Here is a 17,847-nt window from a genome sequence, read left to right as displayed (position 1 = left end):
TCGGGTACGGCCGCGGTCAGCACGGACATGGATGCGATGAAGCAGATGTACGCCCGATGGGCCGACGGGGACATGGGCTCCGACGACCAGTGGGGGGATGTGACGGCCGAGCCGCGTGGGCTGGACTACCTGGAGGTGTCGGCGGGTGGGGTGCCGGCGATGTGGCTGAGCCCGCACGGCGCCGACCCGGACCGGGTGATCGTCGCCTGGCACGGTGGCGGCTTCGTGGGTGGGTCGCTCTACACCCACCGCAAGATGTACGGGCATCTGGCGAAAGCGGCCGGCGTGCGGGTGCTGCTCGCCTCGTACCGGCACACGCCCGAGTTCCGGTATCCGGCGCAGGTGGAGGACGCGGTCTCGGCGTACCGATGGGCGGTTGGGCGTACCCCGAAGGTGGTGCTGGCGGGTGATTCCTGCGGCGGTGGGCTGGCTGTGCAGGTCTCGCTGCGTGCGGCCGGCGCAGCCGGGCTGTTGTTGCTGTCGCCGTGGATCGACATGGACCCGGCGCAGAGCTCGCCCTCCTATGACGACAACGCGGCCACGGACCTGTTCTTCACGCGGCCGATGGTGCAGGGTCTCATCGAGATGTATCTGCCGGACGGGGTGAGTGGTCTGTCGCCGCAGGTCAATGCGTTCCACGCTGACCTGTCCGGGCTGCCGCCCGCCTACATTCAGTGCGGTGGCGACGAGAGTGGGCGGGGTGACAGCGAGCGCCTCGCGAAGCTGACCGGTGCCCGGCTGGACGTCTTCGACGGGCAGTTGCACACGTTCCAGATGGCTGCCGGGCGTGCCCCGGTCGCCGACGAGGCGATCGGGAGGTCGGCGGCATGGGCGCGCGAGCGGCTGGGGCTCTGACCGCGGCGTTCTCGGCGGAACGCCGGGGGTTGCTGGCCCACGCGTACCGGATGCTCGGCGCCTATCACGAGGCTGAGGACGTCGTGCAGGACACGTACCTGCGGGCGCTGCGCGGATGGGAAGGGTTCGAGGAGCGGTCGTCGGTGCGCACCTGGCTGTACCGGATCGCCACGAACGCCTGCCTGAACGTGCTCGACAGCCGACGGCGCAGCGAGGTTTCCGGTCTTGTCCTGGAGCCGTTCCCGACGGATCCGGCCGACCTGGTGACGGCGCGGGAAAGCGTGCGGCTCGCCTTCGTGGCCGGGTTGCAGCATCTCGCGCCGCGACAGCGGGCGGTTCTGCTGCTACGGGAGGTGCTGGCGTTCTCCGCCGCCGAGACCGGGGAGACGCTGGGCATGTCGGTGCCGGCCGTGAAGAGTGCGCTGCAGCGGGCCCGGGCGCGGCTCGCCGAGGCGGCGCCGGCTCGCGATGGTGTGCTGGACGCGTCCTCGCCGCGGGCGCAGCAGTTGCTCGCGTCGTACATGGCCGCTTGGGAGGCGTCGGACGCGGAGGCGTTCCGTGAGGTGCTGCGGGCGGATGCGTCGATCGAGCCGCTTGGTGCGGCACGCGTGTACACCGGTCGTGAGGAGTGCCTGGCATTTGCGACGCCGTCGATGGAAGGGCCGGGTTCTTGGCGGATGCAGGCGACCGAGGCGAACGGGCAGCCCGCGGTGGTCGCGTGGTTCCGCGGCGAGCCGTTCGGGGTGGCGGTGCTGACGGTCGCCGCCGACGGGATCTTGATGATCACACTGTTCGGTGACCCGAAACTGGCGGACGTCTTCAGTCGCTGAAGCCATGTCCATACATGCGCGCGGCGCGGCACCGGATCGGTGCCGCGCCGTCGTCGTGTCTCGCTGTAACCCGGACAGCGTAACCCTTCTCCGGTCGGTCTACCGATCATTGCGAGGCGTCCCCCATCATGAATCCCGCAGTGCCTGGCGACAGGCGAGTTCCACTCGCCCTGACGGCATTGCTCTCTTCGCACGGGGTTAGGGCTGTTAAGGGGACGGCCCGACCGGCTGAGAATCTTCTCGTACCGTGGCTGGCGAGACGGCTCCAGGAAGCCCGCGGTTACGCGGTGATCGCCTTGAAGGCCGTTGGGTTCTACTTCAAGATCTCGTTCACGCCGGAGAGCCCGCCTGAACTCGAGGCGGCTGAGATTGAAGCTGCACCTGCCGGGGCGAACCCTTCCATCGGCTCAGCTGACAGCGCCGGGAACGGTGGTGGCAGCCCATGACCTGAACGCCTGCGGCGCGGCACTCCAGCTGGAGTGCCGCGCCCCGCTGTGTTTCGGAGAAGGTGATCGGACACCCCCCACTTTGGTAAGGGGTCGTCCCTGACGAATGCCGGTGGGCTGCACGGTCAACGAAATCTACGGTTTCCCACATGCCCGAAATGGGCCGGCCGACGGATTCGAAGGTGTGGGAAATGGGAACGGAACTGCAGCATGCGACCGCGGCGGATCGGATCCGCAATGTTCCGGACGTCGCCGGCGAGTGGTACGTGGACGTCGTCACGTGGGCACACACCACCCCCGGGCTGGTTCAGGCGTTCATGAAGCACTTCACCGAGTTCGGCATCGTGGTGCTCGCCGCAATCTGGGCGCTGGCCTGGTGGCGGGCCCGGGCCGCGCCGGCGCGGACCATGGCGCTCGCGTTCGGCGGCGCGGTGGGCGTGGTGCTCTCCTACGGGCTGAGCGAGTGGGCGAAGACCTATCTGGACGCGGAACGGCCCTGCCGTACGTTCTCCGACCTGTCGATCATCGCCGGTGAGTGCCCGCCGACCGGCGACTGGTCGTTCCCGAGCAACCACTCGACGATCGCCGGGGCCCTGCTGGTCGCGATCCTTCTGGTGAACCGGCGGCTCGGCCTGATCGCGCTGCCGATCGCCGCGCTGGCCGCGTTCTCCCGGGTCTTCGTGGGCGTGCACTACCCGCACGACGTGGTGGCCGGACTCCTGCTCGGGGTGGCGGGCACCGCGGTCGTGGCGCTGTTCTCGGCCGGCCCGCTGACGACGCTGGTGACCTCGCTGCGGCGCCACCCGCGGGTGGGCCCGCTGCTCAGCACTATTCCGTGAGCCCGGCCTGGTAGGCCAGCAACATCATTGCGCCGAGCAGGGCCGGGCGGAGCAGCCCACCCGGGACCGGCGGCCCGTTCCCGGGCGCGCAGCAGAAGGTCCATCGCCGCCAGGCTACGACGGGGTCGTACGGCCCCGGGAGTCAGGCGTGCCGGGTGGGGCGGTAGACGAGCTCCTGGGTGTTGCCGTCGAGGGTGTGGCTCTCGAGCAGTTCCAGGTCGAAGTCGGCGGCGTCGCGGAAGATCGGGTCGGCGCCGGTCCGGCCGCTGATGACCGGGAAGATGGTCAGCTGGATGCGGTCCACCAGGCCGGCGGCCATCAGCGAGCGGTTCATCGACAGGCTGCCGTGCGAGCGCAGCGGGACCGGGGACTCTTCCTTGAGGCGGGCGACGACGTCGACGGCGTCGCCTTTCTCCAGCGTCGCGTTCGGCCAGACCAGCGGGCCGTCCAGGGTCGTCGACACGACCGTGGTCGGCATGCTGCGCATCCGGTTGTTCACCGGGTCGTTCACCGTGGACTCCTCGGGGCTCGGGCCTAGGATCTCGACGAACTGGCGGAACGTGTTGGCGCCGAGGACCAGTCGCTGGTCCGGGGTGTACAGGGCGAGGCGGCGGTCGAGGAACTCGGGACCGTGCTTGCCCCAGTAGCCGCCCCAGTCGCCGTCGCTGGTGTACGAGCCGTAGCCGTCGAGGGTCATGAAGATGTCGAAGGTGTAGGTCGCGGTCATGATGCGCTCCTCGAGTGCGGTGGATCAGACCCGGCTCTCTACCGGGTTCTGCCACTGCTACGAACGGGTCGGCGCCATTTCGACAGGACGGTGACGCCGACGAGCAATGTGACGCCCATCATGACGATTGCGGCCGGGCTGAGCAGGGTGGCGGAGCCGTCGACGGTGTCGGCGATCCAGTCGTTGAGGGTGTCGGTGCGGGCGCTCAGGTCCGGGCCGGGATGCGGACAGTCGGGGCCGCTGCTCACCACGGCCGCCAGCTCGGCGGTTCCGTCGGGCAGTTCGCGGAAGTACGGGCCGCCGGAGTCGTGCGGGCACGGGCTGGTGTCGGCGCGCGGTGCGAGCCCGGAGGCTTCGATCAGCGTGTCGCCGACGGCATCGACGGTGAACTGGCCGGTCTGCATCCGGTTCGTGGGCACGATTGCGCCGCCGTCGACGGTCAGTCCGAATCCGGTCAGCCGCAGGACTTCGCCGGGTTGCGGCGCGCTCGCGGCGAGCCGGATCGGGGTCACGCCGGTGACCGGGTCGGCCAGTTCGGCCAGTGCCACGTCGGTGTGTTCGGCCTGGTGCACGGCGATAACCTCAGACTCGTACCCATCCCGGGTTTTGAGGTTGGTGCGGCCGATGGCCGCGATGGTCCGCTCGGCCACCACATGGCTCACCCGGCGGCCGTCGCGGTCGCGGAAGCAGTGACCGGCAGTGATCACCCAGCGGGCGGCGACGAGCGCGCCGGAGCAGGAGCTGTCGCGGGTGCCGCCGCCGTCGGCGGGCAGGCCGGTCATGGTGAGCAGGACCGAGAATCGGTACGCGCCGGCGGGGGCGTTCTCGCCGTACGCGATGGCCGCGGCCGGCTGGGCTCCGGCCGTGACAGCGACGGCGGCCAGCACGAGAACCGTGAGACAATTCCTCAGATTTCGGAGCAAGGCGGCCCTCCGTGCAGGTGCGAGAGACGGGCAAGGGACGACCATGTTTCCGGCGGGCACGTCCGGTGAGAGTCAGCGGCGCCTTTATCAACCACTTACCTGTGGTGTGGCAGCGTGGGCCCGGAGCGGAAGGATGACGGATGCGGGTGCTGGTGGCCGACGATGAACAACTGCTGGCCGACACCGTTGCCCAGGGGCTGCGCCGGATGTCCATGGCCGTCGACGTGGTCTACGACGGTGAGGCCGCGCTGGAACGGCTCGGCGTGAACCGGTACGACGTGGCTGTCCTCGACCGCGACATGCCCGGTCGCACCGGCGACGAGGTGTGCCGGTGGATCGTCGACTGCGGTGCCACCACGAAGGTTCTGCTGCTGACCGCGGCCGCCGGGATCCGGGATCGGGTCGAAGGGCTGGGTCTCGGGGCCGACGACTACCTGACGAAGCCGTTCGCCTTCGCCGAGTTGGCCGCCCGGGTGCAGGCGCTGGCCCGCCGCTCGGCGCCGGCACTTCCGCCGGTGCTGGAGCAGGACGGGATCGTGCTGGACAGCACCCGGCACACGGCGTCCCGGGACGGGCAACTGCTGGCGCTGTCGTCGAAGGAGTTCGCGGTGTTGCACGTGATGATGCGGGCCGGTGGGCGGGTCGTCAGCTCCGAGGAGCTGCTCGAGCAGGCCTGGGACGAGCATGCCGATCCGTTCACGAACACCGTACGGATGACGGTCATGACCTTGCGCCGCAAACTGGGTGACCCTCCCGTGCTGCACACCGTGCGCCGCGCCGGATATCGGCTGGGCGCATGAGCGCCGGCTCGCCGGCGCGGCGGATCCTGCTGCTCTGCGCGATCCTGCTGGTCGCCGGCCAGCTCGCGACGCCGGCCTCGGAACTGATGATCATGCTGTGGCACGAGTTCGGGCCCGGCTGGTGCCGGCTGCCGATCGACCGCGCCCCGGGCGCTGACGCCTCGTTCGTGTGCGTTCAGGTCTGGCGGCGCCCCAGCATTCCCACGATCATCACCCATGCGCTGGTGCTGGCGGCCATGCTGGCCGCCTGCTATCCGGCGGTACGGTGGTGCCTGCGCCCGCTGCGCGATGTGGTCGGGGTGATCGCGAACGTGGGCCCGCAGAACCTCGGCCACCGGCTGCGGCCCGGCCCCGGCAGCGACGAACTGGCGGTGCTCGGGCGCACCATCGACGAGATGATGGACCGGATCGCCGTCGGGTACGAAGCTCAGCGCCGGTTCGCCGCGGACGCCTCCCACGAGTTGCGTACGCCCCTCGCGGTCCAGCGCACCCTGATCGAGGTCGGCATGGCCGGGCAGCTCAGCGCCGACCAGCTCGAATTGCTCACCGCCCAGCTGCTGGCCACGAACGAGCGCAACGAACGCCTGATCGAGGGCCTGCTGGTGCTCAGCGAGAGCGACCGTGGCCTGGTGGCGCGGACGCCGCTGCGGCTCGACCAGATCGTTGCCGAGGTGCTGGCCGCGCACGGGGCGCGGGCTGCGGAGGCCGGGGTGAAGATCAGCAGCGAGCTGAAGCCGCGGGTGGTACTCGGGGAACGGATCCTGCTCGAGCGGCTGGTCACGAACCTGGTGCAGAACGCGCTGAAGTACAACCGGCCGGACGGGACGCTCACGGTCCGGGTGGGTGATGATCCGGCGCTGGTCGTCGTGAACACGGGTGAGGACGTGCCGCCGGAGGAGGTGGCGGCGCTGTTCGAGCCGTTCCGGCGGCGGGCGGCCGCCCGGATCGACCACAGTGGCGGGGCGGGGCTGGGGTTGTCGATCGCGCGGTCGATAACGCAGGCCCACGGCGGCCTGATCACGGCGTCATCCACCGGCCGCGACGGCCTCACCGTGCAGGTGTCCTTCCCACCAGCGGGCGACGCGTAACACTCGCCCTTTGGGACCGGGCAGGAGTCGAAGCACTCGCGAATGACCTACTCGGACATCGCGCGTTCATGATCTTGAGGTAGCGGATCAGCCCGGTTCGGACTCGTGACCGGCCGGGTGGGTGCGCAGCAGGCCGTCGTAGGCGCGCTCGGCGGTGATGTCCCCGGTGATGACACGGTGGATCGTGCGGGTGATCGGCATCGGCAGGCCGTGCCGGTCGGCCAGTTGGACGGCGGCGTGGACCGTCTTGACGCCCTCGGCCACCTGGCCCATCTCGGCCAGGATGTCGTCCAGGCTGCGGCCGCGGCCGAGCTGCTCGCCGACGTGCCGGTTGCGGCTGTGCGGGCTGATGCAGGTCGCCACCAGGTCGCCCATCCCGGCCAGCCCGGCCAGCGTGGTCGGCTCGCCGCCCATCGCGACCGCCAGCGTGGTCAGCTCGGCGAGCCCGCGGGAGATCACCCCGGCCCGGGTATTGTCGCCGACGCCGAGGCCCTGCGCGATGCCGGTGGCGATCGCGACGACGTTCTTCAGCGCTCCCCCGACCTCGCAGCCGATCACGTCGTGGTTGGTGTACACCCGCAGCAGGCCGCGCCGGAACACCCGCTGAATCTCGGTGGCGACGGTGAGATCCTCGGTGGCGATCACCGTGGCCGCGGCCATGCCGGCCATGATCTCCTTGGCCAGGTTGGGACCGGTGAGTGCGGCGGCGGGATGACCCGGCAGCACCTCCTTGATCACCTCGGTCATGCGCAGCAGGGAGTCACGTTCCAGGCCCTTGCTGAGGCTGACGACGGGGATCCACGGGTGCAGGTCGGGGCGGACGGCCTCCAGGGTGGTGCGGAACGCTCCGGTCGGCACGCCGACAACCAGCAGCTCCGCGTGGGCGGCCGCCTCGGCGAGGTCCGCGGTGGCGCGAAGCCGCTCCGGCAGCGGGAAGCCTTCGAGATAACGATCGTTGGTGTGCTTGGCGTTGATCTCGTCGGCCGTGGCCTGGCTGCGCGCCCAGATCAGCGACTCATGGTCCCGGCGGGTCAGAACGGACGCGACCGTGGTCCCCCACGAACCTGCACCCAGCACGGTGATCCGCATGGTTCCCCTCTCCTCGGACGCGAGGTTGAGAATACGGTGGCAGGCACCCTCTGCGGGTGCCGTCCATCAGCTATTTCGACCGGCGGCGTGAACCCGGGATCAGCTCGCCAAGTTCCTCATCCTGCGGCGCCAGCTCCTGCGTGTCCGCCGCGCGAAACTCGGCCAGCGCCTGCGGATCCGCGTGCAGGGCCGTGCTCAGCCCCGCGATGTGCCGCACTGCCTGATCGAGCAGCGACTCCAGGACCGCGTCGAAGGAGGTTCCCAGCGGCGCCTGCAACGGCAGGGCGACACCGAGTCCGTCAAGCCGGGCCCGGCGCCTCAGCTCGACCTCCTTGACCGCGCGGCGCGGTTCGTCGGCGTGGCGGCTGACCCAGAACGGGCTCGGGAATGCGGCGGTGGGCCCGCCGGTTTCCGGATGGAGCGGATCGCCGGGCGTACGGGACCAGTGCTCGCTGTCGTAGCCCACCCAGATTTCGTGCCCCAGTATGGCGAGGGAGACCCACACGGCCCGGCCCCACTTCTGGGTCCTGCTGATCCAGTCATAGTCGACCCCGGCCTCCTCGAGGCGGGCCGGCAGCGCCGCGCACAGTTCGTAGGCCACATCGACGATCTGTGTGACCGCCTGACCCACCGCGATGTCCTGAATCAACGGGGTGAACGGCACGAACGCCGGAAGTTCCTCGATCGCGGCGGCGAGCGCCACCAGGTCCGGGAACGGCTTGCCGGCGGGGTCCACGATGGCGCGCAACAGACGCCCCCACGACAGTACGAGTACCTCGCGCCCTCGCAGAGCGGTCCGGTGGACCCCGTTGCGTATCGGCAGGGTGTTGCCAAGTTGCCCCGAAGCCTGTACAGCCAGTCCCCGCACCAAGGGCTGCCTGGTGACGAGTATCAGCGCACCGCCCTCGTCGAGTTGGTCGAGGTAGCGGGTGACCTGGTCTTCGGAGGTCAGCGCCGAGTCGATTTTCGTCTCGACGATGGCCCGCGTATTGGTGCCCGATGAGATGAGGAAGTCGCGGAAGGAGCGCTTCCCAGTGGCATCACTGCGATACGCCTCCCGCTCGACCCGGCAGTCCCGCAGGTCGACTCCGGTGAGCTGACTCAATTCCTCCAGGAACGCGGCACGCAACATCGTGTCCTCGTCCAGCAGCGCCTGCAGCAGATTGTTCGTGGTGATCTCGGGTGTCCCGGTGGACCGGAGCAGGTACTGCAATGCGCGGTGAGCCACGCCGTCGTCTGTCACGGCTGCCCTACCGGGGGAAGCGTCAAGGACACAGTGTTGTAGCCCAGGCAAGACTTGGTGGTGCGGCACTTGCCGAACAACGCCTCGTGACGCATCCACAGCACGACGTCGAGGGCCCGCAGCACGGACGTCAAGTCGGACACCCCTGCCGTAGAACGCGCGTCGACCAGCGCCGCCCGCAGCGCACCGCCGTCGCCGGTGAACCGCTCGTACAGCGAAATCCAGAACGCGTCCGGCCGGCCGAACTGGCATTTGATCCGGGAGTCGTAGACGGGGATGAGGTACGGACGTTTGCGGGCCAAGAGCTTGCCCGCGATCACGTATCCGAGGCGGCGGGGGCCTTTCCGCCCGTCATACTTCTCGTTTTTGAGCGATTCATGAGCCTGGTTGGCGTCGCCCTTGTCGCAGAACAGTTCCGCCGCCTCCGGGTCGGTGATTTCCACCGATCTCGGGATGTTCGCAAGGTGCTCATTGATCTTGGCTCCGAGAGCTCCGTCGATCAGGTCCCAGCGGGCAGCGGCAGGGAACTCGACATCGAGCATCTCCACGGCTATCAAGTCGTCCCCGGTAAGTCGATCCCATGCGTCGTCGCGGTCGCCGCCGCCTGCCAGCGTTTCGAACCAACGGCCGGTGTACGTCCTGGCGGGAGGTTCGGCGAAGTACGCCGTGAGGTAGCGGGCGCCGTCGCGGCGAACGATGTCGGTCAAGTCTGCTGGCATGGCCGCATAGTAGGGGTCCACTTCGGACTGCGGCATGGTCAGTGCAGGCAGAATTCGTTGCCTTCCGGGTCTTGCAGGACGTGGGTCAGCGGACCTCAGTCGCCTTCAGGAACTCGCTGGAAGAAAGCCGGGAGCGCCGCGGGCGGTGTGCGCTTGGTCATGGCCGGGTGGATTACGCACGGTTATGGTCACGGCCATGCTGGAAACCGCTGCTCTGCCGTACGACGCCGTGCTCTTCGACTGTGACGGGGTGCTGGTGGACTCCGAGCGCATCACGAACTCGGTGCTGCGGGTGATGCTGCACGAGCTCGGCTGGCAGATTTCCGAGGCGGACTGCTTCCGGCTGTTCGTGGGGCGCGCGCTGCGCGACGAGACCGCGGTGATCACGGCGCACACCGGGTTCATCGTGACCGACGAGTGGCTCGAGACCTTCCGGCGGCGCCGCAACGACGCGCTGATGCTGAATCTGCTGCCGATTCCGGGCGCGCTCGCCGCCGCCCGCGAGATCGACCGGATCTATCAGGGCCGGCTGGCCTGTGCCAGCGGCGCCGACCGGCACAAGGTGGAGTTGCAGCTCGCCAAGGTCGGCCTGGACGACGTGTTCGCCGGCAAGATCTTCAGCGGGATGGAGACGCCGCGGAGCAAGCCCGCGCCGGACGTCTATCTGGCCGCGGCAGCGGCGCTCGGCGTCGACCCGGCCCGCTGCGCTGTGGTCGAGGACACGCCGACCGGGGTGCGCGCAGGTGTGGCCGCCGGGGCGACCGTCTTCGGCTACTGTCCGCCGCAGAGCCTGGCGCACAACCCGCCGCACGTGCTGCTGGACGCCGGCGCTGCGGATACCTTCGCCGACATGGCCGAGCTGCCGGCGCTTACCGGCGCCGCTCAGGGTGTGCGCATGGCCGGCGAGCTGTAGACGCTGGAGACGCGGAACCCGGCGAGCCAGGCGGTCAGCCGCTGCGCCTCGACGTCGAGCAGACGCTGTTCGGCGGGCGAGATCGTCTCCGCCAGGCGTACGAGCACGGTCCCGTCGGTGTCCTGCACCCAGCAGCCGACGGCCCGGCCGTTGACCCAGGCGGTGGTGCCGGCGTTGCCCCGCTGGTCGAAGAGCAGGTCGCGGTGCGGGCCGAGGTAGAAGCCGCGTTCCTGCCAGCCCATCACGGTCGGATCGAGTACGGGTAGCAGCGCCGCCCACGGTCCGGGGTCGCTGACCTCGTCGAGGTCGTCGGGTGACAGCCAGCCGATCAGGCCGGAGTCCAGGGTGACCGGCACCGCGCCGAGCTCGGCGAGCGCCTTGCGCACGATGCCTTTGGTGGCGCCGAGCCACCAGACGATGTCGTTCTCGGTGCCGGGGCCGAACGAGTGCAGCCAGCGGCGGACGATCTCGCGGTAGCCGTCGGCGGCGCTCACCGCGTCCGGCAGGTCGTCGAGCCAGTGCTGCATCAGGGTCCAGCGCGGGCGCGAGGTGTACCAGCTGCCGGTGTTCGTGCCGCGAACCAGGTCGGCGTTGAGCACGAGGTGGGTGAGCACCCGCCAGGCGACGCTCGGAGTGACCGCCATCTTGACGTCGATCATCGGGACGGCGGCGCGGATGTCCTGGGCGGTGCGGCCGTCCGGCTGGCCGGCGAGCAGCGTGAGAACCTCGGCACGGGCCTGGTCGAGCCAGACCGCGCCGTCGGTGGCCAGGCCGGCGTTCTCGAGGTCCTTCGCCGTCCGGGCGCGTGCGGTGGCGGCGACCCGGGCGGAGGGGCCGGCCCAGGCAGCCGGCAGCAGGTCGCGCGGGAAGACGAACAACGTACCCCGCATCGCCAATTGTTTGATCAGCGCGCGTTCGGCGTACAGGGAATGGTTCAGATCTTGAATGTCGAACGCGGCCATCCGCGCCTGGCAGGAGAGGTAGACGGTGGCGGGCTCGGTGGCGTGCAGGACCGTCATCGCGCGGGTGACGGCCTCGGGGGACGTGGCCCGGAAGGCTGGGGCGAGGGCATGCCGGATGGCGAGGCGGGCGCGGCGCTCGGTGTCGGTGACGTGGCGGTGTGGGGTCATCGGGCGGCCTTCGTGTAGCGGTGGGCGAGTTCGGCGCAGGCGGTCTTCAGTTCGGGTGGGCCGATGATCTCCATGTCGGCGCCGAACCGGCCGAGGGCGGCGGCGAGGCTGGTCCACGACCAGGAGCCCTGGATGAGCCGGCAGCGGCCGGGGCCGGCCTCCTCGACGACGCCGTCGCGGGTGTAGGTGGCCACGACGGTGGCGGGCAGGTCGAGGATGACCTCGCCGGTGCACGGCCAGGCCGCGGAGCTCTCGTTGCCGCGGAACCGGCCGGCGACGAAAGTGGCCAGGTCGGGGGCGGGCAGCCGGCGCGGGGTGAAACGCGGGCCGGTCGGGATGCGCGGGCTGATCCGGTCGGCGCGGAAGGTCCGCCAGTCGTCGCGGTCGAGGTCCCAGGCGATCAGGTACCAGCGGCCGTTCCAGGTGACGAGGTGGTGAGGTTCGGTGCGGCGCGGCGGTGCCTGCGCGGCGTAGTCGAAGCGGAGGACCTCGCGGGCGTGCACGGCGGCGCCGATCGCGGTCAGCACGGTGACGTCGACCGGGTCGGCCGGGGCTTCGACGGCGGTGACCTGCAAGGTGTCGATGCGGTGCCGCAGCCGGCTGGGCATCACCTGCCGGATGGTGGTCAGCGCCCGGGCCGCGCCCTCCTGGATGTCGGCGCCGGAGACCGTCGCCAGCTGCAGGGCGACGGTGATGGCCACCGCCTGATCATCGTCGAACAGCAGCGGCGGCAGTTCGGTTCCGGCATCCAGGCGGTAGCCGCCGTCGGGGCCTTTGAACGTACGGATCGGGTAGCCGAGCTCGCGCAGACGGTCAACATCGCGGCGTACGGTGCGCGGGCTGACCTCCAGCCGCTCGGCCAGCAGGCTGCCGGGCCAGTCACGGCGAGCCTGCAGCAGCGAGAGCAGGGACAGCAGGCGGGCTGAGGTCTTCGGCATGAATCTGATCATGCCTGGAGTAGCGGACACTTCCTGTCCTCTACCTCTGGGATTGTCGTTCTCGCACCGGGCAACCGGCACGACAGCAACGAGGAGAGAACGCCATGGCGATCACCACCGTCACTCACATCAACCTGCGGGGGAACGCGCGGCAGGCGCTGGAGTTCTACCGGTCGGTCTTCGGCGGGGAGCTGACCGCTTTCACGCACGGCGACGCGGGAACCCCGGATGTCAGCCCGGACCAGCTCACCTGGGGGCAGGTCCGCTCGCCGGAAGGCTTCCACATCATGGCGTACGACGTGCCGCCGGCCAGGACGTGGAACCAGGGGGACAACCCGTTCTTCGTCTCGGTTCGCGGGCAGGACGCCGACGAGATCAGCGGGTACTGGAAGAAGCTCAGCGAAGGCTCGACGGTGATCGTCGACCTCGGCCCGGCGGGCTGGTCGCCGTTGTACGGCATGCTCACCGACCCGTTCGGCATCACCTGGGTGCTTGACATCGCTGTCTGAGGCGGGCGGCCGGCCGGTGAATCCGAGATGGCACTCCCCAGCTTTACCGTCGCGACTGTCAATGCGGTTCTGCTGGAGGAGCCATTCATGCGCCATTTCCGTCAGCGGTTGGTGAACGAGACGACCTGGCCGACTTCGCGCATCCGGAGTCCTTCGTAAAGTCTGCGGGGCATCGGATAGGCGTCGTCGCCGCGCGGGCCGACGACTGCCTGGGTGGCGCCGAGCTCACGGGCGGCGCGCAGGATCTCGGTGCACAGCGCTCGGGCCAGCCCTCGGTCGGCGTGGTCCGGTGCTGTGCCGACCGGCTCGAACAGCACCGACTTCGAGCGCGGGTCGAGCCAGCCCAGACCGTAGGCGGCGAGGGTGCCGTCGGGCGCTTCGGCGACGAGGTCGAGTTCGCCGCGGTAGGGCGGCGTGCCGATCACGGCGAGATGTTTGTCGAGCGAGTAACTGGAGTCACCCTCGTCGCCGGTCACCGGCAGGTTGAGCATCTGTTTGATGCGGGCCGGCTGCCAGCAGCGGCGGTGCACGTCGACTCGGGCGGGCAGTTCGTCGGGGCGTACCTGGCGGATGGTGTAGCCGTCGGGGACGGGCCGTTCTTGCAAGTCGGTGAGGCTTCGCCACAGCTGCGCGAACCACGGGCCGTCGCAGCGCCGGAACCCTCGCTGTTTCAGCGCACGGACAAGCTCGGCGTGCTGGAGCGAAGCCTTCAGGGTGACGCGGGGCGCCACCGCCAGGATCTCGTCGACGACGGTCGCCACCTGGTGGGCGGGCAAGCCTGGCGTCAGGTGGAGAGCGGCGGTCCCCGGCAACCAGATGTCGGCGAATCCGTGGAGTGGGCTGCCCCAGGTCAGGGCCACGTCGGGGGCGGTGCCGCCGTCGCCGCGGGCGTAGGCCCACGCGACGTTGCCGATATGCAGCCGCTGCTGCGGCGTCCAGCCCTGGGCAACGCAGTCCAGGCGGGCCTGAAGATCAGCGATGTCCACCTCAGAGGCCGGGGTCGAAGCTCGCCACCACGGATTCCGCGGCTTTCCGGGTCTGGCTGACGCGGCACGGAAGGGAGGTCATCCCGAACCCGTTGAGCCGGGTCAGCACGTGGGTCACGGCGGGCAGCGTACCGGCCGGTCACACCGCTGCGAGCTCGGCAGGGATGCCGGAGAAGCCCACCTCGATGATCAGGCCGCCGCCCGGGCGGGGCCGGGCCTGGAGTGTCGCCCCGTGTGCCTGGGTGATCGCTCGGACGATGGACAGGCCGAGGCCGTGGTGGCTGCCGTCGGCGGTGCGGTGCAGCCGCTGGAACGGTTCGAAGAGCCGGTCGACCTCGGCGGCCGGGATGGTTTCGCCGGTGTTGGCGACGGTGAGCACATGCCGGCCCAGCGAGCGGTGCAGGCTGACCGAGACGCTGCCGCCGGGCACGTTGTAGTGGATGGCGTTGTCGCACAGGTTGACCAGCAGCCGGCCGAGCAGCACCGGATCGCCCGGCACCAGGGCCGGCTGCAGCGACGTGCTCACCTGCAGGCCACGCTCGGCGGCTTCCGGCGCCCGTTCGCGCAGGGTCAGTTCGGCGAGGCCGGCGAGGTCGACGAGGTCGTCGGCGGCAGCGCCGTGTTCGCTGCTGGACAGGGTGAGCAACGATTCGAGCAGCTGGCTGCGCCGGTCGTTGATGACCAGCAGGCGTTCGAAGTTGGACCGGAACGAATCCAGGTCGGCGTCCGGGTCGATGAGGGGCTCTTCGAGCAGCGCCCGTTCGATGGTCAGCGGGGTGCGCATCTCGTGGGCGGCGTTCGCGACGAACCGTTTGTGCGCGTCGAGGGCGGTGTCGAGGCGCCCGAGCAATCCGTCGACGGTGTCGGCCAGATCCTTGAGTTCGGTGCGGCGACCGGGCAGGGCGAGACGTTCGTGCACGTTGCGGTCGGAGATGTGGCGCAGCCGTTCGGTCATGGTGAGCACGGGACGCAGCACCCGGCCGGCGATGTACCAGCCGAGCGCCAGCGAGATGACCGCCATGATGGCCAGCGCGATCAGGGGCTGGGCGAGCTCCAGGGTGCCCTCGCCGAGGCCCGGCAGCGGGTCGGGTTCCGGCACCGGCCCGGTCCCGGTGAACGGGTCGGGCACCGGGGCGGGTTCCGGCACCGGCGGCACCCCCGGGGTCAGGCTTCTGGCCAGCGCCCACATGATGATCAGCAGGACGGTGCTGGAGGCCATCGAGACCAGGCAGTACATGAGGGTGAGCCGCAGGCGGAGCATGCTCAGATCCGGTATCCGGCGCGGGCCACGGTTTCGATGACCGGTGGCTCGCCGAGTTTGGCGCGCAACCGGTTCACGGTGGCTTTAACCGTGGTGGTGAACGGGTCGGCGGCTTCGTCCCAGACCCGCTCGAGCAGTTCCTCGGCGGAGACCACCCGGCTGCCGCAGGTCATCAGGTATTCGAGCACGGCGAACTCCTTCGGGCTCAGCGGCAGGCGGGCGCCGGCCCGGGTGGCGGTGCGCTGCGCCGGGTCCAGGCGCAGGTCACCGTGGACGAGCACCGGCGGGGCGGCCGGCTGCGAGCGGCGGGCCACCGCGCGGATCCGGGCGACGAGTTCGGCGTACGCGAAAGGCTTCGGAAGATAGTCGTCGGCGCCCAACCCGAGCCCCTCGACCCGGTTGGCGACAGTGCCGGAAGCGGTCAGCATCAGCACCCGGCTCGCCGAACCGGCGCCGACCAGGGCCCGGCACACGTCGTCGCCGTGCACCACGGGCAGGTCCCGGTCCAGCACGACCACGTCGTAGTCGACGACGCCGGCACGCTCCAGCGCGGCCCCACCGTCGTAGGCGACGTCGACGGCCATGCCCTCGCGCCGCAGCACCCGGGCCACCGAGTCGGCCAGATCTGGTTGGTCTTCGACGACGAGCACCCGCATGCCGAGACCCTAGCGGCCGGCCAGTCACAGCGCGGTCACAGCGGCGCGGACCGTGCTGTGACCGTCCGAAGTCTACGAATGGGGCCGACACAGAAAGTGGGGAGGACGGGATGACGTTCGTCATTCGTACCGAGAATCTCAGCAAGCGCTATCGCCGCCGGCTCGCCCTGGACGACTGCAACCTCGCGGTGCCGGCCGGGCGCATCGTCGGCCTGGTCGGCCCGAACGGGGCCGGCAAGTCCACGCTGCTCGGCCTGGTGTCCGGCATGCTCACACCGACCAGCGGAAGCATCGAGGTGCTCGGGCAGCAGCCGGCGGCCGGCGCCGGGCAACTGTCGCGGGTCGGGTTCGTCGCCCAGGACGCGCCGGTGTACGCCCGGCTGACGGTCGCCGACCATCTGGAGCTCGGCGCCCGGCTGAACCCCGGTTGGGACGGCGAGTTCGCGCATCGGCGGATCCGCCAGCGCGGGCTGGACCTCAAGCAGCGGGCCGGGTCGCTGTCCGGTGGCCAACGGGCCCAACTGGCGTTGACGCTCGCCGCGGCCAAGCGCGGCGAACTGCTGGTGCTCGACGAGCCGGTGGCCGCGCTGGACCCGCTGGCCCGGCGCACCTTCATGCACGACCTGCTCGACTTCGTCGACGAACTGAAGGTCAGCGTGGTGCTCTCGTCGCACCTGCTCGGCGATCTGGCGCAGGTCTGCGACCACCTGATCGTGCTCGCCGGTGGCCGGGTGCAGGTTTCCGGTGACGTCAGCGATCTGCTGGCCGGCGGTGAGCGTGCCGGGCTGGAAGAGCTGACTCTCGCGTACCTCAATCGGGCTGGAGGAATCCGATGATCTGGCTGACCTGGCGGCAGTTCCGCGCGCAGACCCTGGTGACCTTGGGCGCGCTGGCGGTCCTCGCGCTCTACCTCGTCGTTCTGGGCAACCAGATCCGCACCTTTTACACCACGAGGATCGCCGATTGTACGGGTGACGCGTGCACCCTCGCCCGGTTCGAGCTGCGCGCCGACTACGGCCACACGATCTCGGTGCTCGTGGTGGTGCTGCTGGCCGTACCCGGTCTGATCGGGGTCTTCTGGGGTGCGCCGTTGGTGTCTCAGGAGCTGGAGCAGCGCACCGACCGGCTGGTGTGGAGCCAGAGTGTCACCCGCACCCGGTGGCTGGTTGTGAAGCTGACTGTCATCGGCCTGTTCAGCGTGGCGGTGACCGGTGTGTTCAGTCTTTTGTTGACCTGGAGTGTGAGCCGTTACGACCAGGTGATCGGGGAACGGTTCGCGGCGTACAACTTCGGCTCGCGCAACATCGTGCCGATCGGGTACGGGCTGTTCGCCTTCGTGCTCGGCGTGGTGGTGGGTCTGCTCGTACGCCGCACGCTTCTGGCCATGGCGCTGACGCTGGCCGCCTTCGCGGCTCTGCAACTGCTGGTCCCGGCCGTGGCCCGGCAGAACCTGATGCCGCCGGTCACCGAGACCATCACCGTGGACGCGGAGGTGCTGAGGCAAGGGGTGGGGATGAGCCTGGAGGACGACGGCACCTTCACCCTCCGCGGCTACACAGTGCCCGGCGGTTGGGCGCTGACGGACTCGTCCCCGCTGCTCAAGCCGGACGGCTCGGCCTACACCGGCGACGACGCGAAGCCGTGCATCGCCATGGTCGGGGACCGTGCCGAGTCGGACGCATGCACCGCCGCGCAGAACCTGCGGTTCACCCACACCTACCAGCCGGCCGACCGGTACTGGACGTTCCAGTGGATCGAGCTGGGTTTGTACACGGCGCTGTCGCTGCTGCTGGCCGCGTTCGGGCTGTTCTGGCTGCGCCGCCGCCGGTAGCTCCCCGGGCAGACCGGCGAGGACACCCTCGAGCCGACCCCCGGGTGGGTCTGCCCGCCGCCGA

At 69.9% G+C, this 17,847-nt stretch carries 19 protein-coding genes; 9 read left to right on the top strand and 10 right to left on the bottom strand.

Going from position 1 to position 17,847, the window contains the following annotated elements:
* The first annotated feature begins 36 nt into the window (after window positions 1-36).
* From OHA21_RS11135 to OHA21_RS11125, 3 genes are all read left to right on the top strand, one after another.
* A complete protein-coding gene (locus tag OHA21_RS11135) occupies window positions 37-855 on the top strand; it encodes an alpha/beta hydrolase fold domain-containing protein (RefSeq protein WP_328472912.1) in 819 nt (272 codons plus the stop codon).
* The gene (locus OHA21_RS11130; RefSeq protein WP_328472910.1) at window positions 828-1,685 is read left to right on the top strand and encodes a sigma-70 family RNA polymerase sigma factor; all 858 of its coding nucleotides are present in this window, start codon (window positions 828-830) and stop codon (window positions 1,683-1,685) included. The genes OHA21_RS11135 and OHA21_RS11130 overlap by 28 nt, the downstream gene beginning before the upstream one ends.
* Before the next feature lie 637 nt (window positions 1,686-2,322).
* The gene (locus OHA21_RS11125; RefSeq protein WP_328472908.1) at window positions 2,323-2,970 is read left to right on the top strand and encodes a phosphatase PAP2 family protein; all 648 of its coding nucleotides are present in this window, start codon (window positions 2,323-2,325) and stop codon (window positions 2,968-2,970) included.
* A gap of 142 nt (window positions 2,971-3,112) precedes the next feature.
* Here the strand turns inward: OHA21_RS11125 and OHA21_RS11120 are convergent, their stop codons facing one another.
* The gene (locus tag OHA21_RS11120; RefSeq protein WP_328472906.1) at window positions 3,113-3,697 is read right to left on the bottom strand and encodes a dihydrofolate reductase family protein; all 585 of its coding nucleotides are present in this window, start codon (window positions 3,695-3,697) and stop codon (window positions 3,113-3,115) included.
* A 38-nt stretch (window positions 3,698-3,735) separates the two neighbouring features.
* Window positions 3,736-4,620, bottom strand: a complete 885-nt coding sequence (locus OHA21_RS11115; protein ID WP_328472904.1) for a S1 family peptidase — start codon at window positions 4,618-4,620, stop codon at window positions 3,736-3,738.
* Window positions 4,621-4,760: 140 nt separating this feature from the next.
* Between OHA21_RS11115 and OHA21_RS11110 the strand changes: the two genes are divergently transcribed.
* Window positions 4,761-5,420: a response regulator transcription factor gene (locus OHA21_RS11110; RefSeq protein ID WP_328472902.1), complete on the top strand. Its 660-nt coding sequence runs from the start codon at window positions 4,761-4,763 to the stop codon at window positions 5,418-5,420.
* On the top strand, window positions 5,417-6,508 hold the full coding sequence (locus tag OHA21_RS11105) for a sensor histidine kinase (protein WP_328472900.1): 1,092 nt from the start codon (window positions 5,417-5,419) through the stop codon (window positions 6,506-6,508). Before OHA21_RS11110 ends, OHA21_RS11105 begins: the two co-directional genes overlap by 4 nt.
* 87 nt (window positions 6,509-6,595) lie before the next feature.
* On the opposite strand, the gene OHA21_RS11100 is transcribed toward OHA21_RS11105, so the two are convergent.
* The 3 genes from OHA21_RS11100 to OHA21_RS11090 form a co-directional block, all read right to left on the bottom strand.
* Entirely contained in the window at window positions 6,596-7,597 is a 1,002-nt protein-coding gene (locus OHA21_RS11100) for an NAD(P)H-dependent glycerol-3-phosphate dehydrogenase (RefSeq protein ID WP_328472898.1), read from the bottom strand.
* A gap of 70 nt (window positions 7,598-7,667) precedes the next feature.
* The gene (locus tag OHA21_RS11095) at window positions 7,668-8,840 is read right to left on the bottom strand and encodes a hypothetical protein (RefSeq protein WP_328472896.1); all 1,173 of its coding nucleotides are present in this window, start codon (window positions 8,838-8,840) and stop codon (window positions 7,668-7,670) included.
* Window positions 8,837-9,559: a DUF6308 family protein gene (locus OHA21_RS11090; RefSeq protein WP_328472894.1), complete on the bottom strand. Its 723-nt coding sequence runs from the start codon at window positions 9,557-9,559 to the stop codon at window positions 8,837-8,839. Before OHA21_RS11090 ends, OHA21_RS11095 begins: the two co-directional genes overlap by 4 nt.
* A 196-nt stretch (window positions 9,560-9,755) precedes the next feature.
* Here OHA21_RS11090 and OHA21_RS11085 point away from each other — a divergent pair, with 196 nt between their 5' ends.
* Window positions 9,756-10,472 (top strand): HAD family hydrolase, encoded by a 717-nt coding sequence (locus tag OHA21_RS11085; RefSeq protein ID WP_328472892.1) that lies wholly within the window; start codon window positions 9,756-9,758, stop codon window positions 10,470-10,472.
* Here OHA21_RS11085 and OHA21_RS11080 read toward each other — a convergent pair.
* Window positions 10,442-11,602, bottom strand: coding sequence for a winged helix DNA-binding domain-containing protein (locus tag OHA21_RS11080; protein ID WP_328472890.1), 1,161 nt, complete (start codon window positions 11,600-11,602; stop codon window positions 10,442-10,444). The two genes, OHA21_RS11085 and OHA21_RS11080, sit on opposite strands and share 31 nt — an antisense overlap.
* Window positions 11,599-12,540: a helix-turn-helix transcriptional regulator gene (locus tag OHA21_RS11075; RefSeq protein ID WP_328472888.1), complete on the bottom strand. Its 942-nt coding sequence runs from the start codon at window positions 12,538-12,540 to the stop codon at window positions 11,599-11,601. The genes OHA21_RS11080 and OHA21_RS11075 overlap by 4 nt, the downstream gene beginning before the upstream one ends.
* Before the next feature lie 104 nt (window positions 12,541-12,644).
* On the opposite strand from OHA21_RS11075, the gene OHA21_RS11070 reads away from it, so the two are divergent.
* The gene (locus tag OHA21_RS11070) at window positions 12,645-13,049 is read left to right on the top strand and encodes a VOC family protein (RefSeq protein ID WP_328472886.1); all 405 of its coding nucleotides are present in this window, start codon (window positions 12,645-12,647) and stop codon (window positions 13,047-13,049) included.
* Between the two features lie 101 nt (window positions 13,050-13,150).
* Here OHA21_RS11070 and OHA21_RS11065 read toward each other — a convergent pair whose 3' ends face one another.
* The 3 genes from OHA21_RS11065 to OHA21_RS11055 all read right to left on the bottom strand — a co-directional run bounded on the left by OHA21_RS11065 (window position 13,151) and on the right by OHA21_RS11055 (window position 15,952).
* On the bottom strand, window positions 13,151-14,035 hold the full coding sequence (locus OHA21_RS11065; RefSeq protein ID WP_328472884.1) for a GNAT family N-acetyltransferase: 885 nt from the start codon (window positions 14,033-14,035) through the stop codon (window positions 13,151-13,153).
* 139 nt (window positions 14,036-14,174) lie between these two features.
* Window positions 14,175-15,296 (bottom strand): sensor histidine kinase, encoded by a 1,122-nt coding sequence (locus OHA21_RS11060; protein WP_328472882.1) that lies wholly within the window; start codon window positions 15,294-15,296, stop codon window positions 14,175-14,177.
* Window positions 15,297-15,298: 2 nt separating this feature from the next.
* Window positions 15,299-15,952, bottom strand: a complete 654-nt coding sequence (locus OHA21_RS11055) for a response regulator transcription factor (protein WP_328472880.1) — start codon at window positions 15,950-15,952, stop codon at window positions 15,299-15,301.
* Window positions 15,953-16,062: 110 nt separating this feature from the next.
* Here OHA21_RS11055 and OHA21_RS11050 point away from each other — a divergent pair, with 110 nt between their 5' ends.
* Window positions 16,063-16,788: an ABC transporter ATP-binding protein gene (locus OHA21_RS11050; RefSeq protein WP_328472878.1), complete on the top strand. Its 726-nt coding sequence runs from the start codon at window positions 16,063-16,065 to the stop codon at window positions 16,786-16,788.
* Window positions 16,785-17,783 (top strand): transmembrane transport protein, encoded by a 999-nt coding sequence (locus tag OHA21_RS11045; RefSeq protein ID WP_328472876.1) that lies wholly within the window; start codon window positions 16,785-16,787, stop codon window positions 17,781-17,783. The genes OHA21_RS11050 and OHA21_RS11045 overlap by 4 nt, the downstream gene beginning before the upstream one ends.
* The last annotated feature ends 64 nt before the right edge of the window (window positions 17,784-17,847 follow it).

Source organism: Actinoplanes sp. NBC_00393 (assembly GCF_036053395.1).
GTDB lineage: Bacteria > Actinomycetota > Actinomycetes > Mycobacteriales > Micromonosporaceae > Actinoplanes.
The sequence above is the reverse complement of the archived record's forward strand: the minus strand, read 5'-3'. Positions and strand labels throughout refer to the sequence as shown.

Excerpts from the sequence above, each read along its gene's own strand:
- OHA21_RS11085 (WP_328472892.1), top strand. The coding sequence starts at position 9,756 with ATGCTGGAAACCGCTGCTCTGCCGTACGACGCCGTGCTCTTCGACTGT.
- OHA21_RS11120 (WP_328472906.1), bottom strand. The coding sequence starts at position 3,697 with ATGACCGCGACCTACACCTTCGACATCTTCATGACCCTCGACGGCTAC.
- OHA21_RS11045 (WP_328472876.1), top strand. The coding sequence starts at position 16,785 with ATGATCTGGCTGACCTGGCGGCAGTTCCGCGCGCAGACCCTGGTGACC.
- OHA21_RS11130 (WP_328472910.1), top strand. The coding sequence starts at position 828 with ATGGGCGCGCGAGCGGCTGGGGCTCTGACCGCGGCGTTCTCGGCGGAA.
- OHA21_RS11050 (WP_328472878.1), top strand. The coding sequence starts at position 16,063 with ATGACGTTCGTCATTCGTACCGAGAATCTCAGCAAGCGCTATCGCCGC.
- OHA21_RS11125 (WP_328472908.1), top strand. The coding sequence starts at position 2,323 with ATGGGAACGGAACTGCAGCATGCGACCGCGGCGGATCGGATCCGCAAT.
- OHA21_RS11055 (WP_328472880.1), bottom strand. The coding sequence starts at position 15,952 with ATGCGGGTGCTCGTCGTCGAAGACCAACCAGATCTGGCCGACTCGGTG.
- OHA21_RS11075 (WP_328472888.1), bottom strand. The coding sequence starts at position 12,540 with ATGCCGAAGACCTCAGCCCGCCTGCTGTCCCTGCTCTCGCTGCTGCAG.
- OHA21_RS11060 (WP_328472882.1), bottom strand. The coding sequence starts at position 15,296 with ATGCTCCGCCTGCGGCTCACCCTCATGTACTGCCTGGTCTCGATGGCC.
- OHA21_RS11105 (WP_328472900.1), top strand. The coding sequence starts at position 5,417 with ATGAGCGCCGGCTCGCCGGCGCGGCGGATCCTGCTGCTCTGCGCGATC.
- OHA21_RS11110 (WP_328472902.1), top strand. The coding sequence starts at position 4,761 with ATGCGGGTGCTGGTGGCCGACGATGAACAACTGCTGGCCGACACCGTT.
- OHA21_RS11135 (WP_328472912.1), top strand. The coding sequence starts at position 37 with ATGAAGCAGATGTACGCCCGATGGGCCGACGGGGACATGGGCTCCGAC.
- OHA21_RS11090 (WP_328472894.1), bottom strand. The coding sequence starts at position 9,559 with ATGCCAGCAGACTTGACCGACATCGTTCGCCGCGACGGCGCCCGCTAC.
- OHA21_RS11070 (WP_328472886.1), top strand. The coding sequence starts at position 12,645 with ATGGCGATCACCACCGTCACTCACATCAACCTGCGGGGGAACGCGCGG.
- OHA21_RS11080 (WP_328472890.1), bottom strand. The coding sequence starts at position 11,602 with ATGACCCCACACCGCCACGTCACCGACACCGAGCGCCGCGCCCGCCTC.
- OHA21_RS11100 (WP_328472898.1), bottom strand. The coding sequence starts at position 7,597 with ATGCGGATCACCGTGCTGGGTGCAGGTTCGTGGGGGACCACGGTCGCG.